Annotated in this window: 24 protein-coding genes; 7 read left to right on the top strand and 17 right to left on the bottom strand. The window is 61.3% G+C overall.

The window, feature by feature from the left end; all coding sequences use genetic code 11:
- Positions 1 to 3 precede the first annotated feature (3 nt).
- The gene (locus BOP93_RS11190; RefSeq protein WP_065887433.1) at positions 4 to 333 is read left to right on the top strand and encodes a DUF6388 family protein; all 330 of its coding nucleotides are present in this window, start codon (positions 4 to 6) and stop codon (positions 331 to 333) included.
- On the opposite strand, the gene BOP93_RS11185 is transcribed toward BOP93_RS11190, so the two are convergent.
- The 16 genes from BOP93_RS11185 to tssA are packed head-to-tail and all read right to left on the bottom strand — an operon-like array spanning position 303 to position 20,042.
- The gene (locus BOP93_RS11185; protein WP_104502651.1) at positions 303 to 1,181 is read right to left on the bottom strand and encodes a serine/threonine-protein kinase; all 879 of its coding nucleotides are present in this window, start codon (positions 1,179 to 1,181) and stop codon (positions 303 to 305) included. The two genes, BOP93_RS11190 and BOP93_RS11185, sit on opposite strands and share 31 nt — an antisense overlap.
- Positions 1,178 to 1,900, bottom strand: a complete 723-nt coding sequence (locus BOP93_RS11180; RefSeq protein WP_104502650.1) for a PP2C family protein-serine/threonine phosphatase — start codon at positions 1,898 to 1,900, stop codon at positions 1,178 to 1,180. Before BOP93_RS11180 ends, BOP93_RS11185 begins: the two co-directional genes overlap by 4 nt.
- The gene (gene tssM, locus BOP93_RS11175; protein WP_104502649.1) at positions 1,897 to 5,253 is read right to left on the bottom strand and encodes a type VI secretion system membrane subunit TssM; all 3,357 of its coding nucleotides are present in this window, start codon (positions 5,251 to 5,253) and stop codon (positions 1,897 to 1,899) included. The genes BOP93_RS11180 and tssM overlap by 4 nt, the downstream gene beginning before the upstream one ends.
- Positions 5,254 to 5,272: 19 nt before the next feature.
- Positions 5,273 to 6,133: a type IVB secretion system protein IcmH/DotU gene (gene icmH / locus BOP93_RS11170; protein WP_104502648.1), complete on the bottom strand. Its 861-nt coding sequence runs from the start codon at positions 6,131 to 6,133 to the stop codon at positions 5,273 to 5,275.
- Positions 6,134 to 6,138: 5 nt separating this feature from the next.
- On the bottom strand, positions 6,139 to 7,467 hold the full coding sequence (tssK, locus tag BOP93_RS11165; RefSeq protein WP_104502647.1) for a type VI secretion system baseplate subunit TssK: 1,329 nt from the start codon (positions 7,465 to 7,467) through the stop codon (positions 6,139 to 6,141).
- Between the two features lies 1 nt (position 7,468).
- Positions 7,469 to 7,954, bottom strand: coding sequence for a type VI secretion system lipoprotein TssJ (gene tssJ / locus BOP93_RS11160; protein WP_104505270.1), 486 nt, complete (start codon positions 7,952 to 7,954; stop codon positions 7,469 to 7,471).
- Between the two features lie 5 nt (positions 7,955 to 7,959).
- Positions 7,960 to 9,150: a type VI secretion system-associated FHA domain protein TagH gene (gene tagH, locus BOP93_RS11155; RefSeq protein ID WP_104502646.1), complete on the bottom strand. Its 1,191-nt coding sequence runs from the start codon at positions 9,148 to 9,150 to the stop codon at positions 7,960 to 7,962.
- Between the two features lie 20 nt (positions 9,151 to 9,170).
- Positions 9,171 to 9,302, bottom strand: coding sequence for a type VI secretion protein (locus BOP93_RS11150; protein WP_065893074.1), 132 nt, complete (start codon positions 9,300 to 9,302; stop codon positions 9,171 to 9,173).
- Positions 9,302 to 10,846 (bottom strand): sigma-54 interaction domain-containing protein, encoded by a 1,545-nt coding sequence (locus BOP93_RS11145; RefSeq protein ID WP_104502645.1) that lies wholly within the window; start codon positions 10,844 to 10,846, stop codon positions 9,302 to 9,304. Before BOP93_RS11145 ends, BOP93_RS11150 begins: the two co-directional genes overlap by 1 nt.
- Positions 10,843 to 13,281 (bottom strand): AAA family ATPase, encoded by a 2,439-nt coding sequence (locus tag BOP93_RS11140; protein WP_104502644.1) that lies wholly within the window; start codon positions 13,279 to 13,281, stop codon positions 10,843 to 10,845. Before BOP93_RS11140 ends, BOP93_RS11145 begins: the two co-directional genes overlap by 4 nt.
- A gap of 12 nt (positions 13,282 to 13,293) precedes the next feature.
- On the bottom strand, positions 13,294 to 14,301 hold the full coding sequence (tssG, locus tag BOP93_RS11135; RefSeq protein ID WP_104502643.1) for a type VI secretion system baseplate subunit TssG: 1,008 nt from the start codon (positions 14,299 to 14,301) through the stop codon (positions 13,294 to 13,296).
- On the bottom strand, positions 14,265 to 16,052 hold the full coding sequence (gene tssF / locus BOP93_RS11130; RefSeq protein ID WP_104502642.1) for a type VI secretion system baseplate subunit TssF: 1,788 nt from the start codon (positions 16,050 to 16,052) through the stop codon (positions 14,265 to 14,267). Before tssF ends, tssG begins: the two co-directional genes overlap by 37 nt.
- Complete coding sequence (gene tssE, locus BOP93_RS11125) at positions 16,042 to 16,443, bottom strand: type VI secretion system baseplate subunit TssE (protein WP_065893079.1); 402 nt, start codon at positions 16,441 to 16,443, stop codon at positions 16,042 to 16,044. The genes tssF and tssE overlap by 11 nt, the downstream gene beginning before the upstream one ends.
- Before the next feature lie 14 nt (positions 16,444 to 16,457).
- Positions 16,458 to 17,939, bottom strand: a complete 1,482-nt coding sequence (gene tssC / locus BOP93_RS11120; protein WP_104502641.1) for a type VI secretion system contractile sheath large subunit — start codon at positions 17,937 to 17,939, stop codon at positions 16,458 to 16,460.
- Between the two features lie 15 nt (positions 17,940 to 17,954).
- Complete coding sequence (tssB, locus tag BOP93_RS11115) at positions 17,955 to 18,464, bottom strand: type VI secretion system contractile sheath small subunit (protein ID WP_104502640.1); 510 nt, start codon at positions 18,462 to 18,464, stop codon at positions 17,955 to 17,957.
- A gap of 24 nt (positions 18,465 to 18,488) precedes the next feature.
- Positions 18,489 to 20,042, bottom strand: a complete 1,554-nt coding sequence (tssA, locus tag BOP93_RS11110; protein ID WP_104502639.1) for a type VI secretion system protein TssA — start codon at positions 20,040 to 20,042, stop codon at positions 18,489 to 18,491.
- A gap of 476 nt (positions 20,043 to 20,518) precedes the next feature.
- Here tssA and BOP93_RS11105 point away from each other — a divergent pair, with 476 nt between their 5' ends.
- Complete coding sequence (locus BOP93_RS11105; RefSeq protein WP_065952467.1) at positions 20,519 to 21,034, top strand: Hcp family type VI secretion system effector; 516 nt, start codon at positions 20,519 to 20,521, stop codon at positions 21,032 to 21,034.
- Between the two features lie 49 nt (positions 21,035 to 21,083).
- On the opposite strand, the gene BOP93_RS11100 is transcribed toward BOP93_RS11105, so the two are convergent.
- Positions 21,084 to 21,905 carry an aldo/keto reductase gene (locus BOP93_RS11100; protein WP_104502638.1) on the bottom strand — a complete coding sequence of 274 codons (822 nt, stop codon included), beginning with the start codon at positions 21,903 to 21,905 and terminating at the stop codon, positions 21,084 to 21,086.
- Between the two features lie 106 nt (positions 21,906 to 22,011).
- Between BOP93_RS11100 and BOP93_RS11095 the strand changes: the two genes are divergently transcribed.
- The 5 genes from BOP93_RS11095 (at position 22,012) to BOP93_RS11075 (ending at position 26,970) form a co-directional block, all read left to right on the top strand.
- A complete protein-coding gene (locus BOP93_RS11095; protein WP_065887452.1) occupies positions 22,012 to 22,506 on the top strand; it encodes a DUF1543 domain-containing protein in 495 nt (164 codons plus the stop codon).
- Between the two features lie 114 nt (positions 22,507 to 22,620).
- Positions 22,621 to 22,902 (top strand): peptidylprolyl isomerase, encoded by a 282-nt coding sequence (locus BOP93_RS11090; RefSeq protein ID WP_104502637.1) that lies wholly within the window; start codon positions 22,621 to 22,623, stop codon positions 22,900 to 22,902.
- Positions 22,903 to 23,030: 128 nt separating this feature from the next.
- Entirely contained in the window at positions 23,031 to 24,890 is a 1,860-nt protein-coding gene (locus tag BOP93_RS11085) for an extracellular solute-binding protein (protein WP_104502636.1), read from the top strand.
- Positions 24,890 to 25,948, top strand: coding sequence for a microcin C ABC transporter permease YejB (locus tag BOP93_RS11080; protein WP_057722105.1), 1,059 nt, complete (start codon positions 24,890 to 24,892; stop codon positions 25,946 to 25,948). Before BOP93_RS11085 ends, BOP93_RS11080 begins: the two co-directional genes overlap by 1 nt.
- Complete coding sequence (locus tag BOP93_RS11075) at positions 25,948 to 26,970, top strand: ABC transporter permease (RefSeq protein ID WP_162303213.1); 1,023 nt, start codon at positions 25,948 to 25,950, stop codon at positions 26,968 to 26,970. Before BOP93_RS11080 ends, BOP93_RS11075 begins: the two co-directional genes overlap by 1 nt.
- Positions 26,971 to 26,975: the final 5 nt, after the last annotated feature.

The following is a 26,975-nucleotide window of genomic DNA, read 5'->3' as shown; positions in this document are numbered from 1 at the left end:
GCGTTGTCGGCACCTGGCGATAACTATCAACGCGCATTGGACCGGTTCCTGCGCGAACACCCGGATGTGGCCGCCGAGCTGGACAGCCTCAACCCCCTGGCCGCCCAAGCCAGGGGGGAAAGCGTGGCGCAGTATCGTACCGAACGTCTATACGAAGCATTCGAGGCGCAGGCCGAGCGCGAAGGCCTGTTCGCCTGGGAGCTGACCCTCAAGCTGACGACCGAAAACAGCGAAGCCTTCGAAGCCCAGCGCCTTGAGGTGCATAAGGAAGTCGCACAGATGGCCGGCATGAGCTGGGCCGATTACTGCCAACTGCATGACTTGAGCGGCTGACGCGGCGGCCAGCCGTACCAGCGAGGCCGCTTGCAATCGATGGCCTCGCGCAATTCGGCCACCGTCAGGGTCCGCCGTTGCGGGTCCGCTGCCAACGCAGTGTGCAGTGCCGGCCAGCAACGCCGGGGCAACTGCGTGGGCCGTGACAGTCTGTGGCCCGGTGGGTGATCGTCACGGCGACGCCCCTGGGCCAGCTCATACAGAACACACGCCACACCATACAGGTCAGCCGCGGGCGTCAACGTGCCACCGGCGAGTAACTCAGGCGCTGCATAGGCGCGAGTCCAGGCATTCAACCGGCTGCGACTCACACTCGGCAAGTCTGCCGTGGTTTGCACAATGGACTGCCCCAGGCCGAAATCGAACAGGCGCACGCCCTCTTCTCCCACGATGACATTGGCCGGTTTGATATCGCCATGGAGCACGTTATGTTGATGGGCGTAAGCCAACGCATCCAGCAGTTGCAGGGCAATCGGTTGCAGTTCCGACCAGGGCAGTCCGTCGGGACATTCCAGCAGCAACCGGTCAAGCGTCATGCCATGCAGCAGCTCCATGGTGAAAAAAGCGATCTGGCTGCAGGTATCTACCTCAAACGAATACATCCTCACTACATGTTCGTGGCGCAGGCGACGAGACAACGCAAACTCGCTGTGCAGCAATACATGGGCATCCGGGCACGCCGATAAAGACTCGTCCAGCAGCTTGAGCGCCACACCTGAACAAGGTTCGCCGAACTGCTCCTGCAACAGATCGCGCGCGCGGTACACCACGCCCATTCCACCCCGGCCCAAGATTTGCTCAAGGTGGTAGCGCCCGACCAGCAACACCGGAGTCGATCCTGTCTTCATGACTGCACCACCACGGCGGTCAGATCGTCGCGCGCCGGAGTGTGCAGCGCGCTGGCGAACAATCTGTCCACGACCTGTCGCGGCCCGCCCGCGCTCAACGCCCGGCCCAGTTGGGCATGGCTGAGGGCCTGGTAGAGACCATCGCTGCACAGTAAAAATACATCGCCGGGGCGGGTCCTGAGCTCCAGCACCTCCAACCGCAAGGGCGAGTGCCCGCCAACCGCACGGGTCAAGGCTCTGGCATCAGGGTGAGCCCGAGCCTGGGTTGCACTCAGCCGACGCTCGTCCATAAGATGCTGCAACAGCGAATGATCCCGGGACAGCTGGTACAGGGTCTGCTCGCGCCACAGATAACAGCGGCTGTCCCCCGCCCACACACACGCCGCACGCCCGTGCTCCAGCAATAGCGTCACTACCGTGCTGCCTGTCATGGTATTGCCGGATACCCCTGGCGCCTGCCGCGCATTCGCCAGCCGCTGATTGACACCCTGCAAGCTCTGCCGGACCGCATCGACCCGCTGATCAAGACTGCCCCGCGCGGGCAACGCAGCCAGGCTGCCGATCACCCACTGGCTGGCGACATCGCCGTGCCGGTGCCCGCCCATGCCGTCCGCCACGGCCCAACAGCCCAGCTGCGGGCAATCGAGCAAGGCATCCTCATTACGCGGCCGTGATTGCCCGCGCTGTGTACGCCCGGCACTGCGCCATGTGGGGCTCACAGTTGCTCCGGCAGGCGAAAGGTGCGCCACGTGTCCATTTCAAATGGGCTGGGTGTTCGCTGGCTCGTCAGCAGGTAATGGGCGCGCAGCCCCGCCAGGTCGGCCTTGACGATCTGCGCGTTGCCACCAGTGGCAGGCTCTCGGTGCAGCAGGTCGAAAAACCGGAACAACGACCAGGCGCCGGTGTTCTTCTCGATACCCAGGGGCCGCAGTTCAGTGTCTCTCTCCAGCACGAGGCTGGCACGACCGTTGTCCGCTTCGATGGGCCAGCGAAACGCCATGGGGATGATCGGGCCGTGCCGGTATTCCAACTGCTGTCCACCCAAGCGCAAAGTCGCGCGGTTGACCGACTGATCCAGGCTGTAGGGCGCCAGGGTGAAACGCACGGCCAGCTCACCCTGCTCCTCGGTGAAGAAGCCACGTCGGATAAGCTGGGCTTTCGTCAATTGATCCAGCAGTGAGCGCGAGATGGGTAAACCCTGCCCGTCCAGTCCGCGTAACCGGTAGCGCGTACCATCGGCGCTGACAAAAGAGCGCAGGTACGCCTCGTAAAAACGCGCCAGGACACCCTGGGGTTTGAAAAACTCGCGAAAATCTTCAAGGGCCACATCACTCGTAGCGTGGGCAGTGAACGGATACCGTTGGCGAATCGTCCTGGCGTAAAGACCCTGCACCTCGCTCTGGTAGTGCTGATTGACGTGGGCATAGGCCTGGTCCAGCACATGGCGCCAGGTTTCTTCGGCAATCCCTTCGAACCAACCGGCCAGCGGAAGCGGCAGACGGGCGGCTGTTTCACGCAGGTCGCCCAGCACGTCCTGCTGGCCCTCCATGCGCCGCTTTGCCCGTAAAAACGCCGCCTGCTCAGGCGAACCCTCACGGTTTAACGCCGCCAATTGCAGGTGCAATTGGTCGAGCAGGCCCAGCCCCCGGGTCAGCTCGGCGCCGGGATTCTGCTGCTCGTCCAGCAATTGGTGCAGCGGTTCAAACCGCCGTTGCAAGGCTCGGCGCGCCGAGTCGCCCAGGCTTGCCTGCCCCTGCGCCAACGCCGCCTTGGCAATGCTGCCCAACGCGCCTGCCGGCTGGGCCGCCGTGGCCGGCAACTCCAGGCCAGGCAATAAACGGGTGTTCTCACGAAGCTGCTGCAATAACAGCAGTACCGGCGATTGCGCCGAGGTCAGCCCCGCGAGCCGTTCGGCATCCCCGCGAAGGCTGTCGGTTGGCAGCAGCCTGACACGCCCGAGGACGTCGCTCCAGGCCTGGGCGTATTCGCTGAAGTAGCGCTGTTGCAGTTCGGTCATCAGACGCTGCAAATCCTCGGCGCTCAAGTCAGTGCCTTCCCCCAGTACCCAATTATCCTGGGCGATGGCGTTCACCAGCCGGGGGCCCTGGGTCTCGAAATACTGCACGTACCTCTTGGTGTAGAAACCGGGAACAGAGGGCTCGATGGCCGCAAATACCTTGCCCTCGGCCAGGCGCAACGGCTCCAGGTCGCGCGATTGTTCGCGCAGCACCCGATACACCACATCGGCCAATGACTCTCCCCGCAGCGCGGCACGCGCCTGAGCCACCAACTCGTCATTGAGAGGTGCTGAAAACGGCTGTTCGAGCAGTCGCGCCCAATGTTCATTCAGGCGCGTCTGCACCGGCATGTCACCGGCAAACCGCAGCGACCAAAAGCTCGCCACATGCTGCGCCAGCCACGTGGTATCACGCCGCTCGCGCAGATTGAGCATCAGGTACGCACGCAGGTTGTCGAGCAGGCGTTCCCTGTCGCCGAGGCTGGCGCGTACCTGCTCTTCCAGCAGGGCCGCGGTGCGGCCCAGTAGTCGCTGCTGCAACGCCTGCTCATAGGCGCGCGTCACCCATGGACGGCTGACCTCGCCTTGATACAGGCCGGCACGCTCAATCAGCGCAGTGTCGCCTGCGGGGGGAAACACCCGGGTTGCCGCCCAGCGCGCGTCCAGCAGCGCCAGGGTCGTCAAGGTTTCATCGCTACCTGGGGCAACGGGTGCGCTGAGTGCAGCGATCCGAGCCAAACGCTGCTGGTTGATCGCGTAACTGTGCATCCACAGCCCACCGGCACACGCCAGAACCAGCGCAGCGGCACTCCCCAGCAAGCCGTTGCGCCGCCAGATGCGCTGTCGCTCGCGGCTCTGCAACGCGGCCAGATCCGCCTCGGCAAAAATCACCCGGCTGAACAGCCCCTGCACGAAATAGCTGCGCATGTCACTGGCACAGGTCAGGTAGAACCCGCGTAAACCGTTGCTGCGCTGGTAGCGATGGGCACCAAACACCCACTCGATGAACAGGCACAACTGCTCGCCCATTCGCGCCGCCTGCTGGGGAAGCTCAAGCATCTGCCTGCGACGCTCGACATTGCGCTCCTGGTGCAATCGCTCGATCAATTCAGTGTGCAAACGTTGCAGCAACTGCTCGAACGCCTGGCGAACCCGGGTCATGTCATTGCCCGCCTTATCAGCCCCCAGCGGCTGGCCCAGCACCGCGTCGACATCGTCCGCCGAGGGTGAGTCGAAGTACTCGGTGAACCCCGACAGTTGATCAGCCTGGGTCAACACCAGGTAGACAGGTACATCCACATGCAGCACCTGCTGGATTTCCTGCAGGCGCGAAAGCACATGGCGTGCCAACTGCTCCAGGTCGTGCTCGTTAGCGTTCAGAAGGCTGTCCGCCGAGAGCGTCACCACCACGCCGTTGAGCGGACGCACTCGGTTCCGCCACTTCAGCCTGTTCAACAGTGTGGTCCAGCCGGCGACATCCACCGAACGGTCGGGTTGAAGCAGGTAGCGCCCTGGCGTGTCGATGAGCACAGCGTCGTCGGCAAAGTACCAGTCACACTGCGCACTGCTGCCCGTGGCCCCTGTGTCCATCTGATCGAGCGGTGACCGCAACCCGGCGGCTTTCAATAGCTGGGTCTTGCCACTGCGCGGTTCACCGATCACCAGGTACCAGGGCAAGTCATGGCGCCAACGCGCAGTGCGCTCCGCATAGCGAGGGGACGTTTTCAACCGGTGCAGCGCTTCCCTGAAACGGCCATGGACGTGCTTGCGTTCCTCCTCCACCGCCGCCAGCGCAGGTTGGCTCGCTGGCGAATCCGGCGTTTCGCGTGCGGCGGCGCGGCGCCCATCCGCCATGACCATCGCCAACCCCCACAGCAGAAACAAAACGCTGATGGTGACCAGGCGGGCAGTCGCGCCCTGCCAGAACCGGTGGTCGTCCACAGCCAGCAGCGGCCCGACACACCACACCAGCACAGCGCAGCAAAGCACCAGTATCAGGCTCCAAACCCAGACTCTGCCCAGCACGGCGCCCACGCCCTTGAAAAATGCGTTCATTCATTGCTCCCTGCGTTTTTTACAAGGGCGTGCGGGTAAGCTCCGACGCCGAAAGTTGAAGAGGCTGCAGCGCGTTCGCCCGTTCTCGCTCCAACACCCAGCAGAAGCCCGCGTACATCGCGAGCAAACAGCACAGCGTGAAGGCAACACACCAGCGAGCAGGGATGACGCGTATGCGCCTGCTTCGCGCGCGCCCCTGCCCGGCCGGCAAGACCGGCGCCGACGACGGGTTGCCACGCACCTGCCGGATCTGTCGATACAGGCCATCGCGAACGGCCTCGAGATGCAGCATCCCCCGCTCCATCACGCGAAACTTTCCTTCGAACCCCAGGGACAGGCACAGGTACCCCAACTCAAGCATCGCGACGTTTTTTATCGGGTCACGCGCCAGGCGTTCGAGCAACTGGAAGACCTTCTCGCCGCCAAACGTCTCGTGGTGAAAGCGGCTCAAGAGGCTCATCTTCGACCAGTCGCTTCGAGCGCCCCACGCCGTGGTGACGACGGCTTCGTCAATCAGGCTGCACAACACGTAGCGCGCAGACATGACCTGAGTGTTTTCAACGCCTCCCTGCAGGGCACGGGTTTCGAATTGAGTCACCGCCGATGACAATCGATCGTTGATCGTGACGAGGTTTTCACGACCGGAGCAGCCCTTGAGCCGGACCACTTGCGACAATACCTCCCAAGCCGCGGGCACCAGCGGGTTGAGCATCGTCGTGAAGCTGTGTGCGTCCAACGCCTGGCTCGCGTAGATCATCCGATCCTGTAACTGTTCGTAGCGTGGCGGCGAGGGGAACTGTGTGAGCGGCCCTTGTGCGGGCCCATGGCCGTCGCGGTCGAGCAGGACGGTTTTTTCATCCTGCGAATATTCACTGTCCATAGCGTTCAATTCCTGATGGCCCAGAAGGTCAACTCAAGCCCGGAGAATTCGCCCCCCACATGGAAGGCGAACCCACCCGACTGCTGCAACTGCGCGATGTCGCGGGCACTCATGTCCAGCATGAAATAAGTCTTGTCGGCATGAAACGGAATCTGGCGCGGTGCTACGGGCAGTGGCTTGACCTTGATTCCCGCCAGGTGCAGGTTGACCAGCTCGCGTATGCGCTCAACGGGGCCGATTTTCAGATGCGCTGGCAGGCGTTGGCGTAATTGCTCCGAATCAGACTGCGCGGAGGCCGCCAGGATGAACGTCGCAGTGCCCAGCAATTTCAAGTCGCTTACCGGGCAAACCAGTACGCCGTACTGACGTTGTTGCAACGTCAACTCGATAGAGTGTTGTTCCAGCACGACCGACAGCACGCCACGCACCGCGTCCATCAGCCCACGGAAGCTTGCCCCCTGGTCGGCGTGCCGGTACTGCACGTCCAGCTCAGCGCGCCTGCTATCGCTGGCGAACGTTGATAACTCGCCGAGCAGGGCCAGCAGTGCAGCAAACACCGTTTCAGGGCGAACCCGGGCCTGGCTCAAGCAGTGACGCAGCGCAAGCTCGGTACGATTGATAACTTGCAGCATCAGAAAATCGCCCACCTGAGTGCCGGCGGCGGTGCGCTCCCCCCTGATCCGCGCAGCGATGGCATCGCCCCGCGACACAAGCAAGCCGATCACCTCCTTGAGACACGAGGCTACATACCCGTGGCCCTGCATAAACATAAACGTAGGCACGAACTCCGCGTCCAGACGCACGCCCCCCGCGTCGGTAGACTCCAGCACCTGTGCGACCTTGAGTTTGACGTAACCCTGTTCCCGCTGCCGCTCACCCAGCAGGAGACGCAGATCAGGCCGCGCGCACTGAATCAGACAACGCGAGCCGGTCCCGGCATTCGAATCGCCTACCTCCACTTCACAGCTGAGGTAGCGCGCCAGGACATCGCCCTGCTCCGGTTGACGGGCTTCAATCTGATTGTCGGTCGCCAGTAACAGCGCCAGGTAAACGGCCTGTTCCCCGGCATTGGCGGGCACCTGTAATACCAGCGGTTCCATGGCGGTACCGTGGTCGAACAGAGTGCCGTCCGGCAACACACCGCTGGCTTGAGTGACCACCAGCTTGCCCAGGTTGAGGTACTGCACATCCAATTCCAGCGTGAGGAATCCCCAGGCATCAGGGCCCAGCAGACGCGTCTGGTTGAGCTGCTGCTGGTAATGCCGGTCGTTGTGCTGCAAGTGCTGTGGCCGCAACAGCATGCCTTCCTGCCATATGACTTTATGTGCGTGCATATCACTGCACCTCCTTGTCGGAACTGGGTTCGGCAAGCCGGATTCCGTCCTGGTCCAGCACAAGCTCGGCACGGTTCAATTGCCGGGCGGTGAGCGGAACGAGCAGTCGCCATTGAACGTGCGGCAAGTCGCGATAGGCCGCCAGAACGCCGACAAAATGACTGTTTGGCTCGACCCTCAACTTGAGTGCCAGTCGATCGCCCGGGCGCAGTTCAACTTCCTCACTGCTCACCCAGTCCTTCGGCAAAACCTGCTCGGCGTTGTCATACAGGCTGAAGAAGTCGGCATTCTCAAAAGCAACGCCATGGCGCAGTTCAATCAACTGCAGCACCACCGGCGAGGGTCGACCCTGAAGATCCGGGTTGACGCGTTCATTGGCGCTCAGGACCAGGTCCAGTTTGGTCAACGTCGAGAACGGCGATAGGGCGCTGCAGCCAGCCAACAGGCCGAGCATGAGCGACAGAGTTGTGAGCGCGGCTCGATACATGAACATCATCCTGGATAATCGTTGTGCAGGGTTGAGATCAGGCGCACCTGTTCCTCATAGGCACTGGCGAAGTCGCTGCCCAGCGGTCGCTCGTCGAGCTGCCCGTCCGCCACCAGGCGCCGGTAGTGACGCAGGTATGCCCGCCAGTGCGCGCCGTCGGCACTCCATCGGGGGGCTGCTTCCTGAAATTCGGCGCATGCCAACAAATGGCCTGGAGCAAAAGCGGCCCGAGCGTTACGCAACGCACTTCGACAGGCGCTCAACAACGCGACCTGATGCACTTGCAGTGCACGGTGCGCCTGGGCGATTGCCTGTTCGCCAGACAGCGGGGCCACTTGCGCCATGTCCAATATCGCGGTTAACGCTGCGTCGGTATCGATACAACTGCGCAAGGGGTTGTGGGCGGTGCGCAATGCGTCGGCAGGCAGGGTTGCCAGTTCGCCCTGCAATTGCTCACAGGTGCGCAGGCTGCTTTGCAGCCGTTCTACCTCCAGCCGAAACAAGCGCGCCACCTTGATTGCCAGCGCCTCTTGGGCAGCGCTGTCAAGCCTGCTCAGGTCCAGCCCAAGCGCCGCTGCGAACGCGATCCAGAAGACCTCGTCGGGCGAGGTTGCCATCGCGACCGGCTCAACCGCCGGCATCTCTCTGACGGGCTCGACCCGGCGCGGTATCGCGACATGTTCACGGTCTGCGGCATACCGATCAGCCCACGCGCCGAGTTCGCCAACACCTGTACTCAACGCCGCCAGCTCATCCGAAGCATTATGCCGCTGGTGCTCGAGGTCCAGCGCCTGCAACGGGTCCAGCCCCAGGAACGCGTCATCGGGAATCGGTGTCCCCGTACTGATCGACTGCTCGTCGAAGGATTGAGCAGGTTCCATCAACCGCGCGCGTACCGACAACATCCCCAGTTCGAACACATCGCCATCCTCGATCAAGCGCGCCTGCCCCTTGCGCAGTCGTTCGCCACTGCCTGGCATGCCGATACCGTTGCTGCTGATATCGGTGAGAAAGTAACGTCCTTCCCGGCACCCCACCAGAGCATGGTGGCTGGAGAGCAAGCGACTGGGATCGTGGATTACCCAGTCACAGCCGGAGCCACGGCCAATCACGCCGCCGACGCCGTCAAAAACCTTGCGCACCGTGGACGCCGAACCGGCGCCTGCGGCCTCACTGACTTCAAACACGAGTTGCATGGTCAGGCTCCCTCCTCTGTTCAGCGGCCACGGATGACCGCCTGAGGCTCACCCAAAGGCCGGTATTGGGCGTCATCGAATACATAGTTGGCGTTACAACCGCCGAGCAGACACAGCACAAGCACGACGAGGTGCCGGGGACGATCAAGCATCAGGTTTCTCCTCGGTGAAAAGGCACGCCGGCATCGCCGCAGGCAATGTTCAAGCGCGCAAGCCGGTACAGCAGCGTGCGCCGTGCAACCCCCAGTTCCCGTGCGGTACGGGTTCGGTTGCCACGATTCTTGTGCAGGCAATCGAGCAGGAACACCCGCTCTACCCGCTCCATACGCTGGCGCAGCGTTACATCATCAACGGCGCGCGCCACCGCCTGGGGCAGCGACAGGTGCACCGGCAGAATCACGTTGTCGTCACACAACAGCACGGCTCGCTCCACCAGGCATTTGAGTTCACGCACGTTGCCGGGAAAGGGATGACTCGACAGTTGATCAAGCGCGATATTGGACCACTGCACAGGCGTCCTCCCCAGGCTTGCGCACGCTTTGGCGGCGAAATGCCGTGCCAGTTGCAGCACATCTCCATCCCGCTCACGCAAGGCCGGCAACTGGATGGGGAACTGGGCAAGCCGGTAATAAAGGTCTTCGCGAAAGCTGCCTGCGGCGACCATGGCAGCCAGGTCGCGGTGGGTGGCCGCGATGATGCGCACATCAACCTTGTGCGCGGCACTGGCGCCCAATGGGCGAACTTCGCCTTCCTGCAATACCCGCAATAGCTTTGCTTGCAGGGACAGCGGCATGTCGCCGATTTCATCCAGCAGTAACGTGCCGCCATGCGCCGCGTCGAACAGCCCGGCATAGTTGCGCTCGGCACCGGTGAACGCGCCTTTTCGGTAGCCGAACAGCTCACTCTCCAGCAAGCCTTCCGGGAACGCTGCGCAGTTCTGCACCACAAATGCCTTGGCCGCGCGCGGCCCTGCCAGGTGGATGGCCCGAGCCACCACTTCCTTGCCGGTACCGGTTTCGCCCCGCAGCAGGACGGTATAAGGGGTATGCAGCACCTTGCCGATCAATTGGCAGGTCTGCGCCATTGCTGCGCTGCTGCCAATCAGGCCATAAGTACCGGCCAGCGACTGTTCGTGTCCTTGCGGTGCAACAGCCGGCACCCACCGCAGGCTGCGCAACAGAGCCAATTGGTGCAAGGCGAAGCTGCCGAACTGGCCCAGCGAGCACGCGTATCCTCGTAATGGCGCCGGGTGTTGAGCGGCGCATAGGAGCACGCCCGTGACCGCATTGAGGCGGTTGAACAGCGGCACACTCAACATGGCGCGCCAAGGTGACGCGGACACCGGCAAAAAAGCCATGTCGTAGGGACTGTTTTGCCCATCTTCCACATTGACGGCAACGCCCTGGTTCACGGTGTCGCACAGCAAAGGCACCTGCAGCAGATCAATAGCTGCAGCCGCAACCTCCAACGAGGGTGTCGTGCTCAGGTGCTGGGCGATCAGATCAAGCCGACCAGTTCCTTCATCGAGCCGGTACAACTGGCTCAGTTCACAGCGGCTCATGTGTGCCGCAGCCGAAACGCACACGCTGGGCAATGAAGCGACGTCGGTGTCCAGGCCTATTCGCGTGAAACAGTCGAGCATGGTGCGGGCATGGGCAAGCGGGTCAGGCAGTTGCTCAAGGCTTTTTCCGGTCATTGGCTGAACTCACAGATGGGCTGGCCGTTGCCATCCAATCGGGCATGCACCGAGACAACCGGTGCGTCCGCGGCCATGGCGTCGAGCAGACCATCCACCATCTGCGGTAATAAATGCCGCTCGATCCACTGGTCGATGAACCGCGCACCGCTGTCGCCGTCAGCGCAACGCTCGGCCATGTGCGCAATCAATCCAGGCGTCCAGGTGAACGCCAGTTGACGTTGGTGCAGCCGTTGGCCAAGGCTCGCCAGTTTGAGTGCGGCGACTTCGTGCAGCACCTTTTCCCCAATCGGGTAATACGGTACGACACGCATGCGGGCGAGCAATGCGGGCTTGAAGTGAGCACGCAGTACTGGATAGATCGCGTCTTGCAGCACCTGGGGATCAGGTCGTTGACCGTCTGCGCAAAGCGCGTCGATACAGTCGCTTGCCAAGTTGGAAGTCATCAGCAGCACGGTGTTGCGAAAGTCGATTTCCCGCCCTTCGCCATCATTGGCACGGCCTTTGTCGAACACCTGGTAAAACAGGTTCAATACCTGCGGGTCCGCTTTTTCCACCTCGTCGAGCAGCACCACCGAATAGGGACGCTGGCGTACGGCTTCCGTTAATACCCCGCCTTCGCCATAACCGACATAACCCGGCGGCGCGCCGATCAATCGGGAAAGCGCGTGCTTCTCCTGATATTCCGACATATTGATCGTGGTAACGAACTGCTCACCGCCGTACAAGAGATCGGCCAGCGCCAGTGCCGTTTCGGTCTTGCCGACACCGCTTGGCCCCACCAGTAGAAACACCCCGACAGGCGCATCGACCTTGTCAAGCCCAGCGGCGACCGCGCGCATGGCTCGATCCAGGGCCTGCACCGCGTGTTCCTGCCCAAGCACGCGCGCGCGCAGAGCCTCGGCAAACCCCAGGACTTTTTCGTTTGGTTCCAGGGCCAACTGCTCGGTGGGAATACCGGTCCACGCGCTGATGACTTGCGCTACGCCACGCGGGCATACCTCAGGTTTAGCCGACGGCTGCTCACCCCGCTCAAGCCAGCGCCGCTCAAGTGTCAGGCGCTCGTGCTCAAGGGTTTCCAGGCGCAGCGTCAACGCCTGCAAGGCCTGTGCGTCCACCGGCAAACCGAACTCGGCGTCTCGACCCAGCGCCCGCGCCTGCCGCTGACCCTCGATCAGTTCGGTGCGTAGCGCCTGCAATGCCTGCGGCGGCATGGCCTGACGCGTGCGAACACTGGCACAGGCGGTATCCAGCACGTCCACTGCCTTGTCCGGCAGTTGTCGGCCTGCAAGATAGCGTGCACTCATACGAGCGGCCGCCACCACCGCATCATCACGCACGTACACGCCATGACTCGCTTCATAGGCAGGCACCAGTCCCCGCAGAATCGACACCGCCTGCTCGACACCGGGTTCCGCGACCAGTACCGGCTGGAACCGCCGCGCCAGGGCCGGGTCCTTTTCGATGTACTGCTTGTATTCCGACCAGGTAGTGGCGGCAATCGTACGCAGCGCGCCGCGAGCCAGCGCCGGCTTGAGCAGGTTGGCCGCGTCCAGGCCTCCCGGCTGGCCGCCAGCGCCAACCAGGGTATGGGCTTCGTCGATAAACAGGATCACCGGCTCCGGCGATGCGTTCACTTCATCGATTACCCCTTTGAGACGCCGCTCGAACTCGCCTTTGAGGCCGGCCCCTGCTTGCAGCAGGCCCATATCGAGGGTCAGCACGCGAACCGCTTTAAGGGCCTCGGGCACTTGCAAGGCGACGATCTGCAACGCAAGCCCTTCGACGATCGCGGTTTTCCCTACACCGGCCTCCCCCACAAGAATCGGGTTGTTCTTGCGCCGCCGCAGCAGAATATCGATCAACTGGCGTATTTCACGCTCACGACACAGCACAGGGTCTATCTTGCCCTCACGAGCCTGCCGGGTGAGGTCCTGGGTAAAGCGCTGCAACAGCGACTCGTTGGCAATCGGCTGATTTTCGCAGAGCCGGCTCTTCAGGAAATCCTGCAGCCTGCCCGTGTCCAGGCGGCTGAGCACGGTGTAATACCCGCTGCCAGCATGTTCCAGCGGATGCTGTAAAAGTGCCAGCAACAGCGCGCCGTGATCGACGAAACGTTGACCCAATTGCGCGTGAGCAATGACCAGCGCTTGTTGTAACCACAGCACCAAGGTCTGGGCGAATACCGGGTTGCGTGTAGCGCTCTGCTCGCTCCTGGGCTGCAAGGCCGCCTGCAGTTCGCCCACGGCAACGCCGGCATCGGACAACGCCTTGGCCATCAACCCGGCGGGATGCTCGAGCAAGGCCAGGAGCAGATCCTCCACTAGCACTTCATGGCCGCCTCTCGTCATGCAGCGCTCGGCGGCACGCGTCAGGTCACGACGGGTCTGGTCCGTCAACGTGCGGATCAGTTGTTGCAGGTCCACATTAATCATGCTCATCGATCCTTAATGAAAATGCCCGGCGAGTGTGATTGCACCCTCGGCTCGTTCATGCTCCAGCCAACTGGTCCAACCCAGACGGCACACATTGTCAGCGCCGATGTGCAGCGCCCGAATTTCGCCGGGCGCCAGCACCAGGCGCAGGTCAAATTGCAGCGCGTCCGGCGCGGTCAGACGCACCAGCGAACACGCCGGGGCATGCGCCGTTCCCGTGGGGAGAAAATCGTGAAAGCGCTGCCAACCCAACGCGGTGATATGCACCCTGAACTTGCCGCTGCGGTCGGCGATCCGGCGCCCCAGCACCAGGTCCTGGCCAAGCCCACAGTTGGCGCGGCCCAAGTCATTGCACTGCGACGGCGCAACGTCCACCGTGCGCGCGACCCACTGTTCGATGAACATCGAGGCATGTTTGAAGTAATACCGCAGGACGGTCTCGATCAGCGCAGCCGAGTGCGTTCGCAGGCTCAGAAGCCCGAGGTACGGCAGCAAGCGCTTGCAATCGAGACCCGAGGCACCCCGTATCGCGTGGCTGCCGAGGCCGATCAGCGCAAACATTTGCTGCGAAAACCCGTCACTGGCGCCCTGTTGGAAACAGGCCGGGTAACGGTATTTGCGCCAGATCGGTAACATCAGGCGGTGCAGTCGATGGTGGAACACGTCGAGGAAATCCCGTGTGGGATTACCACCCGCGCGTTCCGCCAATGCCTGCTCAGCGTAAAACGCGGGCAATGGTGAACCGGCGCCGAACAACCCCAGCACATTGATGCGCAAGCGCGCCCGCAATGTCTCGTGGTCCATGAAAAACTCCACGCGGTCAATATCGTGTCCCGCAAACCCCAGGCCCGGATTGGCCTGGAACTCCAGCAGGTCGTACAGTGCCTCCTCATCCAGCCGTGGATGGGCTTGGCGCAAGCGTGCGACCACCTGCACTACCGCCTGGAACAGCGTGTATTCGCGGATGCCACGGCAAAGCCGAGTCAACGCAGGGGTTGCTGGCCCATCTGGAACGGCCATAGGTACACGTCTCCTTGTGTGCTGATAACTCGCAACTCGTGATAGGAATTGAGGCTGGCGTACAACGCAAAGAACTGATTGAGAACCGAAGCGAACACAAACAGATCGCCCTGGCCGGCAAACCCCAGGAGGTCCACCGTCAGGTCCACCCGCAATCCGCGAATCGGCAGGCCACGGTGCAAACGGTCAACCGCTTCATGCTGGATCGAGCGCAGCGCGCCCATCTTTTTCCGGCTGATGTTCAGCGCGTGTCGATCGTGATAGCGCGGCAGATCGTAGGTTTCGAGAATCACCCTCAGCGCGTTGATATCGGTCAACGACAGATAGTTGAGCGACATGTTGCTGATCAGCTTCCAGAGATAATCCTGGTCCAGGGGCGGCGCAAAACTCGCGGTCGGCGCGCAGATATTGCCAAACGTCAACGACTCCGGGGCGTGCTCGCCGGGCTGGTTGATTTCACCGGCCCGTAACTGTCGCGGCAGGCCTGCATTGGTGCACGTCAGCTCGATCGACAGGGTTTCCGGGCCCTGCTCGCGGCGACCATCAAACCTTATCCAGGTAGCCAGCCCGTCATGCTGTACCGAAGGCCGTTGACGAATGCTGAAGCTGGGGGGCGCGCCCGTGGTCTGCAGGTCGCCGTCATGCTCGAACGACTCAAAGGGCACGTACGTCTGATGCCCCAGGCCACCGGGGCACCAACCTGTAACACGATCAACCGAAAACACACCGGCATTTCCCGGGGAGTATTCCCCGGGCAACAGGAGGTATTCGTCCTGTTTTCCGTCCAGCCGAATGGGTATCGCATCGTGATTGAACAGGTTGACGATCGGCGTGCAGTACAGCTTCACGTTGTCCAGGGTGGGACGCCCAAGCGCACGGCCCTGGCCGTGTAGCTCGAAGCGCAACAGCATGCCGTGCGCCTGTTTGAGCACCTCCTTGGGAAACCGATGGAGGGCAGCCAACCCTTCGATATCGACAAACAGGTACTTCTCGGGAAACGTGAAATATTCCTGCAGGTGGCGATAACCACAAAAGGTGTTTGGCGGGTAGGGAATCAGTGCGTGTTCCTCTGCAAAACCCACCGGCCGAACCTGGTCGGCGCTGAGACGTAGCGTGGCAGGCTGATCATCGGTTCCGTTGACCGGCGAACCGTCCTGGTCCAACAGCTGCAGCTCAATGCTGTGCAGATGGCGCAACAGGCCCAGGTACAGGCCTTGGCTGACAGAGCGTTCTCCGGCCAGGTGCAGGCGCAACGAATCGAATGCCAACGCACTGAAATTACCCGCTGCGCTCATGGTCAGGCGCAGGTCCAACCAGTCCACTGCGCCCTGGCAGGTATAGTCCAGGCTACGCAGTTGCAACGGCATGACGTCGGTGGCATAGCAGGTTTTGAAACGGCAACGTTCGCCTTTGATCGGCAGGCTTTCCACGGCGGTATCCCGCGCCACTCGAACATTGGGGCCGGCGCACTTCAATGGGTCAAATTGCAGGATGCTCAAAGCAGGCATCGGCCGCATGTAGTTGGGCCATAACAGATGCATCAAGGAATGCGTCAGCTCAGGCAGCTCGTCATCCAGCTTCTGACGCAGGCGCGCGGTCAGGAATGCAAAGCCCTCCAGCAAACGCTCCACATCCGGGTCCTGACCGGCCTCGGCGAGAAACGGTGCCAGGGCCGGGTTGCGCTCGGAAAAGCGCCGCCCGAGTTGCCGCAGGGCACTGAGTTCGCTTTGAAAATAACGATTAAAGGCCATCTGCGCAGACCTCCACTTGCCCTGCATCCGCCAGACGCGCATGGAACACGACAGATTGGGTGCCACCGTCAATGAGCAGTCCGGCGTCAATGGCAAATGCCAATGCCAACGTTTCGTGCACGCGGGGCAGCACCCTGACGCGGACATTCACCAGACGAGGTTCGTAGGCCTGGATGAAGCGCTCGATCAGCAGCCGCGACTGCGTCAGGGATTCGTGCAGGCTGAGCCGCATATCATTGAGATCAGGCAAGCCGTAATCCGGCAGTGTCTGGACGCTGCCTGCGCGGGTGCTGAGCATTTTCGTCAAATGCGCCGCGACGGACGTCACGCGGCACACACTGGCGCAGGCGTCGGGCTCAAGGCGCTCGAAGAGGCTTCTGCAGTGGCGCATTCCCTGGCTTCGACTCATTCTTTATCGAGCTTGCCGACCAGGGACAAGGTGAAGTCCGCCCCCATGTACTTGAAATGCGGGCGTACGCTCAAGCTGACGCGGTACCAGCCCGGGTCCCCCTCGACATCGCTGACGACAATGCGCGCTGCGCGCAGTGGACGCCGCCCGCGCACTTGCGCACTGGGATTCTCCTGATCCGCCACGTACTGGCGAATCCACTTGTTGAGTTCCAACTCCAGGTCGGTCCGTTCCTTCCACGAGCCCAATTGTTCACGCTGCAGAACCTTGAGGTAGTGGGCCAGGCGATTGACCACCATCATGTAAGGCAACTGGGTACCCAGCCGGTAGTTCAGTTCGGCTGCCTTGCCCTCCTCGCTGATGCCGAACGTCTTGGGTTTCTGCACGGAGCTGGCGGAAAAGAAGGCCGCGTTGTCACTGCCCTTGCGCATGGTCAGGGCGATGAACCCTTCCTGCGCCAACTCATATTCGCGCCGGTCCGAAACCAGTACCTCGGTAGGAATCTTGGTTTCAATCTCGCCCATGCTCTGGAAGTGATGCAACGGCAGGTCCTCGACCGCTCCCCCACTCTGGGGGCCGATGATGTTGGGACACCAGCGAAAACGCGCGAAGCTGTCGGTCAGGCGTGTAGCGAAGGCGTAGGCCGTATTGCCCCACAGGTAGTGTTCGTGGCTGTTGACCACAGTCTCCTGGTAGGCAAAGGTCTTGACCGGGCATTCGAGGGGGTCGTACGGCGTGCGCAGCAAAAAGCGCGGGACCGTGAGGCCGATGTAGCGCGCATCTTCGCTCTGGCGAAAACTCTGCCACTTGGCAAACTGAGGGCCTTCGAAATGATCCCGCAGATCCTTGAGGTCAGGTAGGCCGGTAAAGCTTTCCAGACCAAAAAAACCTGGCCCGGCCGCCGCAATGAACGGAGCGTGAGCCATACCGGCAACAGCAGCCACGTATTGCATGAGTTTTACATCAGGCGCGCTGGGCGACAGGAAGTAGTTGGCAATGATCGCCCCTACCGGCTGTCCGCCAAACTGGCCGTATTCCGCGCTGTAGATGTGCTTGTAGAGCCCCGACTGGGTAACTTCCGGGGAATCCTCGAAATCGTCCAGCAGGTCCTGCCGCGAGACATTCAACAGCTCTATCTTGATGTTCTCACGAAAGTTGGTGCGCTCGACCAACAGCTGCAGCCCGCGCCAGGCCGCCTCCAGGGCCTGGAAATCCGGGTGGTGCAGAATCTCATCCATCTGCCGGCTGAGCTTGGCATCGATCTCGGCGATCATCCGGTCGACCAGCCGTTTCTTGACCGGTTCTTCGCGGTTGTGGGGCTTGACCAGTTCCTCGATAAACGCCGACACACCGCGCTTGGCAATGCTGTACGCCTCGTCATCGGCACTCAGTAGCGTCTGGGCAATGATGTTGTCGAGAATGCTGCACTCGTCGGGGGCTTTTGGCAGGGGCTGCGGGTCATGCTGGGGAGTCGTCATGGTGTCAGTGTCCTTTTACTGAATAGGTTCGGCATCAGCGTTGCTCAGCCCCAACTCGGCCAGTACCCGAGCACGGGAGTCGTCATCGGCCAGTGCCTGCTCAATGGCTTTGCGAAAGCTCGGGGTGTTGCCCAGCGGGCCCTTGAGCGCCACCAATGCCTCTCGCAGCACCATCAGCTTTTGCAACTGCGGTATCTGCTCGACCAGGTTGGCGGGGTTGAAATCCTTCATCGAGTTGATCCGCACCTGGATCGCCAGATCGTCGACGTCAGCGTCTTCCTGAAGGCGATTGGGCACGCTCAATGTCAAGTTCAGGGCCTGTTTGGCCAACACCTCGTCGAAGCTGCTCCTGTCGATGCCGATAGGTTTGCGGTCCTCAAGCTTGCGCGGGTCCTCGCGTTGTGAAAAATCCCCCAGCGCCAGCAGTTTCAACGGCAGCTCGACTTCCTCCTGCGCACCACCAACGGCGGGTTTGAAAGTGATATTGATACGTTCCTTGGGTGCTACCGAACCGTCTTTGGCCATGGTGTTACTCCTTTTGATGATTTTTTATTCGAGGACCGTTTCCAGATCGAAATGGCACAGCCGGCGGTGCGTCGCCTCCCTGCTTTCGCGCACGGCGTGGCTTTGTGGCAACAGGTCATAGCAGCGATACAAAAGCCTGCCGACGTGCAGGGCGAGTTCCGGCTCCCAGCGGTCCAGGCCTGCGCGCTGTAATTCGAGGTCCAGCTGTTCCAGTTGAATCCTGCCCAGGTCAGGCTTGCCCGCCCGTATGCACAACCTGGCCAGCGCCAGTCGCCAATGAAAGCGCGCGCGGTCACTGCACGCGCTCTGCAAACCCTGCTTGAGCAGGCCCACTGCTGCCTTGAGCCCCTCCTTGCGCAAGCTCGGCATGGCCGCGTGCAAGGCGGCTTCCCAGGGTTCGCTGCCGACATCGGCGACAGCCGTGAAAGGCTCGGGTTTGTGCAGGTGGCGAATCACGTGCAGCGTGATCCACTCACAGGTCGCGGGGGCCGCAAACGGCGTACCGTCGTCAAAGCGCAATTCAGGCAGGTTCGGCAAACGTTGCAATAACAGCGCGAAGCTCATTTCCAGCTCTGTCATCGCCTGGCTCGCGTGCAAGGCTTCAAGGCATTCCCAGACCATGCGCAGGCCGTCAAACCAGAACAATGCACCCGCCAGGCTGGCCTCGAGTTCGAGCAACAGCTCGGCGTGATGGCCATGATCGAAACGATCCTGGTAACGCTTGAGCTTGTCGGAAGCCGGCGGGCGCAATGCCGTCACCCCCTCGCTGTTGGCGTCGGGATAGTTGACGAGGCTCAGCCAGGCCAGGGTGCGCCCCAGACGCAAGGCTCGCAGGTCGGTGGCATTGTGGCGCAACCACCAGCTACATAACGTTCGGGCCTGTTCCTGTAAGGCGCGCAGCGCTTTGTGAGCATCCTTTTCGTTGTTGATGGGCGATTCAGGCTTGAACAGTTGCGTGCTCGCTTGTCTGACCTGGGCAATGACGCCCGCGATGCCCGCCGGCTCCTCAGAGCCCTGGATAGCGCGAGCCAGACGCTCCGCCAGTTGACGCCGGCTCGGCAACAACAACTGGGCATCGCTGCCCAGATGCTCGTTCAACAACTCATCAAGGCGCACGAGGCGTTCATGCAGCGCCCGGAACAACGGCAACTGGTCGACAAGAGACACGTTGTGCGAGAAGAGCGAGTCGAGGCGCGCCACCAGCCAACCCAACGCGGCAGCGCGGGTGCGTGGCTTGGCGGGATACACGTGTGCCCAGTGGTGCTCACAGAGATAAACCAGCAAGACAAGACCGGCCAGCAGCCCGGGAAATGAATCACGCTGGTGCAACGCCCAGGTGAGCCAGACAGCGACGCGCAGATCCTTGGATTGCTCACGCAGCACGCGCTCACTGATCTCGCAGACCTGCTGCCAATCCGGCAGGCTCGCACCATGTATCGAGTGTGTCTTGGCGACCTCGGTTTCCAGGGTTTCAAACTCACTCGAAAAACGCACGTCGTTGCCGGCGAAATTCCCCGGCGAACAAGGGGTTCGTGCAAGTTCCTGGTAATAAGCGCAAAGCTTTTCTGAATGAACCATTTTTTGGCCGCACACAACTAAGAAGGCTGAATAGGCAAACCAGATACCGTGAAATACGTATCAGAGTGCCGCTAACCCCGCGTTCAACACGCTACGAAGTGAACAAACCTTAGCCACCTTAAAAACAACCAGCAAGCCGCAGGGCGGGACTTAAGGAATTTCCTACAACGCCCTAAAATCGTGGCCTGCGCAATGATTTGCGCACTTAATAAGCGAGAAAAGTCTTCAATTATCCGCACCTGCGCTTAATCACTCACTTACCATCACGAGCAATTAGCTGCGCACTTATGCGCAACTTCAATTACTAAAAAACCACAAAAAAACCATAACTCCCCGGCCTATTAAATTTTCCCAACTGCATCGCCTTGATTTCATTGAGGCGAGCACTTTCAGGCACGCTTTTTGTTATAGGCATTTACCCGCCCGGCAACTTTGCCGTTCGGGAGCACCTACTCAACCAGACAAGGAAACCCGTCATGCCAACACCCGCGTACCTCTCCATCACCGGTGTCAAACAAGGTTTGATCACCGCAGGTACCTTTACCCAGGACTCGGTAGGAAACATTTATCAGGAAGGCCATGAGGACCAGATTCTGGTGCAGGCGTTTGCGCATCAGGTGATCATTCCCCGGGATCCGCAATCGGGGCAGCCTACCGGCCAGCGTGCACACAAACCGCTGATGATCAGCAAGGTCTTCGACAAGTCCTCGCCCCTGCTATTCAGTGCACTGACTTCGGGAGAAGAAGTGTCGTGCCGGCTGGAATGGTTTCGTACCTCTTCGGCAGGCACCCAGGAGCACTACTTCACCGTCGAACTGGAAGGCGCGACGATTGTGGACATCCAGTCGCGCATGCCCAATTGCCAGGACCCGGACAACGCCCATTTCACCCACCTGGAGGACGTGTATTTCAGCTATCGCAAGATCGTCTGGACCCATGAAGTAGCCGGCACGTCCGGCTCTGATGACTGGCGCAATCCCGTGGCCAGCTAACAGCGGCGCAGGCGGGAACGGTCCAGGGAAGGCACCGTTCCTGCTGGGACTACACCATGGCCAGCGGGTGCTTGCGCTTGGGCGCGCCAAACACGCGATCAATGGCATCCAGGTCATGCTCGTCCAATACCAGCTTCGCAGCCGCAGCGTTTTGGCGTATGTGTTCGGGCGTCACTGCCTTGGGGATGGCAATGACACCCTCCTGACGCAAGACCCAGGCGAGGGCGACTTGCGCAGCGGTCGCCTCATGGCGGTGGGCAATCTCCTTGAGCGTCGGGCTCGCCAACAGCGCACCGCCCTGGGCAACAGGACAGTAAGCCATCAGTGGCAAATGGTGTTGTTGCCACCACGGCAACAGGTCGAATTCAATACCACGCTCTTCAATGTTGTAGAGCACCTGGTTGGTCGCACACACGGGGGATGCCAGTTCCTGCAGGTCTGCCACATCAAAATTGGAAACACCCCAACGGCCGATCTTGCCCGCTTCGCGCAAGCGCTCGAACGCCTCGACGGTTTCTTCAAGAGGGTACTGGCCGCGCCAGTGCAGCAGGTACAGATCGATGTAGTCGGTGCCCAGGCGCTGAAGGCTCGCTTCGCACGCTCGGGGCACGCCGGTGCGGCTGGCATTGTGCGGATAGACTTTGCTCACCAAAAATACCTGGTCGCGCCTGCCCTGGATGGCCTCGCCGACCACCTTTTCCGCACCGCCTTCGCCATACATTTCAGCGGTGTCGATCAGGGTCAGGCCCTCGTCGATGCCCAGTTGCAAGGCGCCCACTTCAGCGCGGTGCCGGTCCGGGTCTTCACCCATGCGCCAGGTGCCCTGGCCAATGACAGGGACGGGAACGCCGGCCAGATCGATAGTACGCATGACAACCTCCTGATGAGTTGGCGAATTAACAGTGTGGCATTGACCGGACAAAAGGGTTCAATCGCAGTATGGTTGGCCTTTGATCAATCGCCAGGAATCACTCGCAATGCTGTTTGTTGTCATGCTCGGGGGCAAGCACCCCAGGGCCCGGATCGAAGTACACGATGTGGCGTTTGCCGTGGCGGATACGCTGCAGGCCACCTACCCGCAATTGCGCGACGCCTGGTTTGGCAGCCCCAAGGGCGTGCACATCGATTCGTGGATGGCGGTCGAGGGCGTCGACGGCTGGCAGGTCCAATTCAGCCAACTGGCGCCGCACGGCGATGCGCCGCACTTGTACTTCATCAACCTCGGCGGCTATGAGGCCAACAGCTTTGGCGAGGCCCATCACTACCTGTTGCTGGTCGCGCGCGACAAACGCGAAGCCATGAGCAAGGGCAAGCAGCACCTGTTGCGTCACTGGTCCCAGGCCCACACCGACGCGGTCATGGATATCGACGATTGTCTGCCCATCGACCTGGTGGACGGCCGCTATATCCATCTGGTCAAGGGCCCGCACGCCCCCATCGTCCAGCAGAACGACTACATCGTTTTGGCCTGAAACCCGCAGGCCACGCCGTTCTTCAGCCGGTCAGGCACGCCGGTGGAACTTTGCCGGGAAATAACCGCCTGAATCCGGTAGGCTCACCGTTTTTCACTTAAGGAGTTATTTTCCATGGCCAAAGCCACCGCCCGCCACATCCTCGTTTCCACTGAAGACAAGTGCAACGAACTCAAGACCCAGATCGAAGGCGGCGCTGATTTCGCCGAAATCGCCAAAGCCAACTCCAGCTGCCCATCCAGCCGTCAAGGCGGTGACCTGGGTTCGTTCGGCCCAGGCCAGATGGTCAAGGAATTCGACAGCGTGGTCTTCAGCGCCCCGGTCAATACCGTACAAGGCCCGGTGAAAACCCAGTTCGGTTATCACCTGCTGGAAGTCACCAGCCGCCAGGACTGATCGGTCCTTGCTGATGCTGTAAACAACGGCCCGCCATTTGGTGGGCCGTTGTGCATGTGATGACTGACGACGCTTAAGCCGTTAACGTACCGCTCTCCCTTTATGTTCATCCGCGCTCAAGGCTGATAATGCGATTGGCTTTTCCAAAACTGTTCAGCATCACCCTGGTCCTGTTTATGACCGGCACCACCGTGATCGCGGCGCCACAAGCTTCCCTCACGGTGTACGGCGAGCCGGCCAAATATCCCGACGGCTTCAGCCATTTCGACTATGCCAACCCGGATGCGCCCAAAGGCGGCAGCCTGCGCCGCTCCGCCCTGGAGATCGGGCGCTTTGATCATGTTTTGCCGTATATCGACAAAGGCATCGGTGTGTCTCAGGTTGATGGCTGGCTCTACGCGCCCCTGGCCCAGCGCTCCCTGGATGAGCCCTATACCGTCTACGGCCTGGTTGCCGAAAAAATGGAGCGCGCCGACGACGGGCTGTCGCTGCGTTTCTACCTCAACCCCAAGGCGCGTTTTGCCGATGGCAAACCCATCACCGCCGAAGACGTGCGTTACAGCTTCGATTTATTGATGACCCAAGGCAGCCTGCGTTTTCGCACGCTGTTTGCCGACGTCAAGCATGTCGAAGTCGAAGGCGAGCGCCAGGTGCGTTTCGACTTTGCCAGCAATGAAAACCGCACCCTGCCCCTGGATATCGCGACCCTGCCGGTGTTTCCCGAACATTGGTGGAAGACCCGCGACTTCGCCAATGGCGGCGGCTATGAAGCGCCCCTGGGCAGTGGCCCGTACAAGGTCAGCAAGATCGACTCCGGCAGCACCATCACCTTTACCCGCGATCCCGATTGGTGGGGCAAGGACCTGCCGGTCAGCCGTGGCCTGTACAACTTCGATCACCTGAGCCTGGAATATTTTGGCGACACCGAAGTGGCGCGCCAGGTGCTGCGCGGCGGCGCCTACGATTTCAACCGAGAGTTTTCCGCCACCGGCTACTCCATCGGCTACAACGGTCCGGCCCTGGATGATGGCCGCCTGCAGCGCGCGCACCTGGCCAAGGAAATGCCGCAACCGGCCCAGGGCTATGTGTTCAATGTGCAAAAGCCGATGTTCAAGGACCGCCGCGTGCGTCAGGCCCTGGCCATGCTATGGGATTTCGAATGGGCCAACCGGCAGATGATGCGCAACCTGTACATCCGCCAGCAGAGCTTTTTCTCCAACAGCCCGCTTGCCGCTACCCAGTTACCCAGCCGGGAAGAACTGGCGATCCTTGAACCCCTGCGCGGGCAGATTCCCGATGAAGTATTCACCCAGGTGTTCAAGGCGCCTGTCACCGATGGCAGCGGCGTGATCCGCGACAAACAGCTGCAGGCCCTGGCCCTGCTGGAGCAGGCAGGCTGGAAGCCTGACGGCGACAGGCTGGTCAATGCCGAGGGCGAGCCGCTGGAATTTACCTTCCTCAATGCCCAGGCGGGTGTGGAACGTCTGCTGCTGCCGTACAAGCGCAACCTGGCGCAAATCGGTATCACCTTGAATGTCCGCCGCATCGACTCCTCCCAATACGTCAACCGCCTGATGGCACGGGATTACGACATGATTGTCACCGGCTTTCCGGTCACGGCATCGCCGGGCATGGAGTTGTACAATTTCTTCGGTTCCGCCGCCGCGTTCGATCCGGGCGCCAACAACTACATGGTGCTGCAGGATCCGGCCGTCGACAGCCTGGTCAAGGGCCTGGTCAAGGCCGACACCCAGGCGCAGATGCTCACCTACGCCCACGCGCTGGACCGGGTGCTGCAATGGAACTACCTGTGGATTCCAAACTACTACCCGCCCGGCACTTCCGCGGCGTGGTGGAACCGCTTCGGCCGACCGGCCATCGAGGCGAAAAACGATGAAGCCCTGGAAACCTGGTGGGAAGTCAGCCCGACGCCACTGACAAACGAACAGATGCGCGCCAAGCTGGAAAAACGCGGGGGCGCGCGCTGATGTTTGCCTATATCGTGCGGCGCCTGCTGCTGATCATCCCAACCCTGGTGATCATCCTGCTGGTCAATTTCGTCATCGTGCAAGCCGCGCCGGGCGGGCCGGTCGAACAAGCCATCGCCCACCTGCAAGGCATCGGCGGCGGCGGTGTCGCAGGCGCTGCAGGCGAAGGCATCAGCGGCTCGCGGGCCAGCCGCGGCCTGGACCCGAAACTGATCAAGGACATCGAAAAGCAGTACGGCTTCGACAAGCCTGCGCCGGAACGCCTGTGGCTGATGCTCAAGAGCTACGCCCGACTGGACTTCGGCAACAGCTTCTTTCGCGGCGCAACGGTGATCGACCTGATCCTGGAAAAGATGCCTGTGACCATTTCCCTCGGTTTGTGGGCCACCTTGATTACCTACCTGGTGTCGATCCCCTTGGGGATACGCAAGGCGGTGCGCCATGGCAGCAGCTTTGATGTATGGAGCAGCACCGCCATCGTGATCGGCTACGCCATGCCGGCGTTCCTGTTCGCGATGTTCCTGATCGTGGTATTTGCCGGCGGCACCTCGCTGAACTGGTTCCCGGTGCGCGGACTAGTGTCGGAGAACTTCGAAGAACTGAGCACCGTGGGCAAGATCGCCGACTACTTCTGGCACCTGGTATTACCGGTAACGGCGCTGGTGATCGGCGGGTTCGCCACCTTGACCATTCTCACCAAAAACTCGTTCCTCAACGAAATCACCCGACAGTACGTGGTGACCGCGCGCGCCAAGGGTTTGAGCGAACGCCGTGTGCTCTACGGCCATGTGTTTCGCAACGCGATGCTGCTGGTGATTTCCGGGATTCCCCAGGCGTTCATCAGCGTGTTCTTCGCCGGTTCGCTGCTGATCGAGGTAATTTTTTCCCTCGATGGCCTGGGCCGCATGAGCTATGAGGCAGCGGTGTCGCGGGATTATCCGGTGGTGTTTGGTTCACTGTTTATCTTTACCCTGTTCGGCCTCTTGATCAAACTCATCGGTGACCTCTGCTACACCCTGGTGGACCCGCGTATCGACTTTGCCGCGAGGAACGCCTGATGCTCAATCTGTCTCCCGTGGCGCGTCGGCGGTTCGAGCGTTTCAAAAAGAACCGTCGCGGCTGGTGGTCCCTGTGGCTCTTCATCGGCCTGTTTATCCTGACGTTGGGCGGCGAGTTGATCGCCAATGACAAGCCCCTGGTGCTCAGCTTCAAGAACGAGCTGTATTTCCCCGTATTCAAGCGCTACACCGAGCAGCAGTTCGGCGGGCAACTGCCGTTCCAGGCCGACTACCGCAGTGACTACGTGCAAAAGCTGATAAAGCAGGACGGCGGCTGGATGCTGTTTCCCCCCATCCCCTTCAGCGACGACACCCCCAACTACGAATTGACCCGCCCTGCCCCCAGCCCGCCGTCGACGGTGAACTGGCTGGGCACCGATGACCAGTCGCGGGATGTGCTCGCGCGAGTCATCTTCGGCGCGCGCGTGTCGATCCTGTTTGCCCTGGCGTTGACCGCGATCAGCGCAGCCATCGGCATCGCCGCCGGCGCGTTGCAGGGTTACTACGGCGGCTGGGTGGACTTGCTGGGCCAACGCATCCTGGAGGTGTGGTCGGGCCTGCCGGTGCTGTACCTGCTGATTATTCTGTCGGGGTTCGTCGAGCCGAATTTCTGGTGGCTGCTGGGGATCATGGCGCTGTTTTCCTGGCTGGCCCTGGTGGACGTAGTGCGCGCCGAGTTCCTGCGCGGGCGCAACCTGGAATACGTCAAGGCCGCACGCGCCTTGGGCCTGGGCGACGGCAAGATCATCGCCCGGCATATCCTGCCCAATGCCATGACCGCGACCTTGAGCTACCTGCCGTTCATCCTGACCGGGGCGATTTCGACCTTGAGCGCCCTGGACTTCCTCGGCTTCGGCATGCCGGCCGGCAGTGCTTCGCTGGGGGAGTTGATCGCCCAGGGCAAGCAGAACCTGCAAGCGCCGTGGCTGGGCCTGACGGCATTTTTCACCCTGGCGCTGATCCTGTCGCTGCTGGTATTTATCGGCGAGGCGTTGCGTGATGCCTTCGACCCTCGCTCATGAGTGAT

The organism is Pseudomonas orientalis, assembly GCF_002934065.1.
Lineage (GTDB): Bacteria > Pseudomonadota > Gammaproteobacteria > Pseudomonadales > Pseudomonadaceae > Aquipseudomonas > Aquipseudomonas orientalis_A.
The sequence above is the reverse complement of the archived record's forward strand: the minus strand, read 5'-3'. Positions and strand labels throughout refer to the sequence as shown.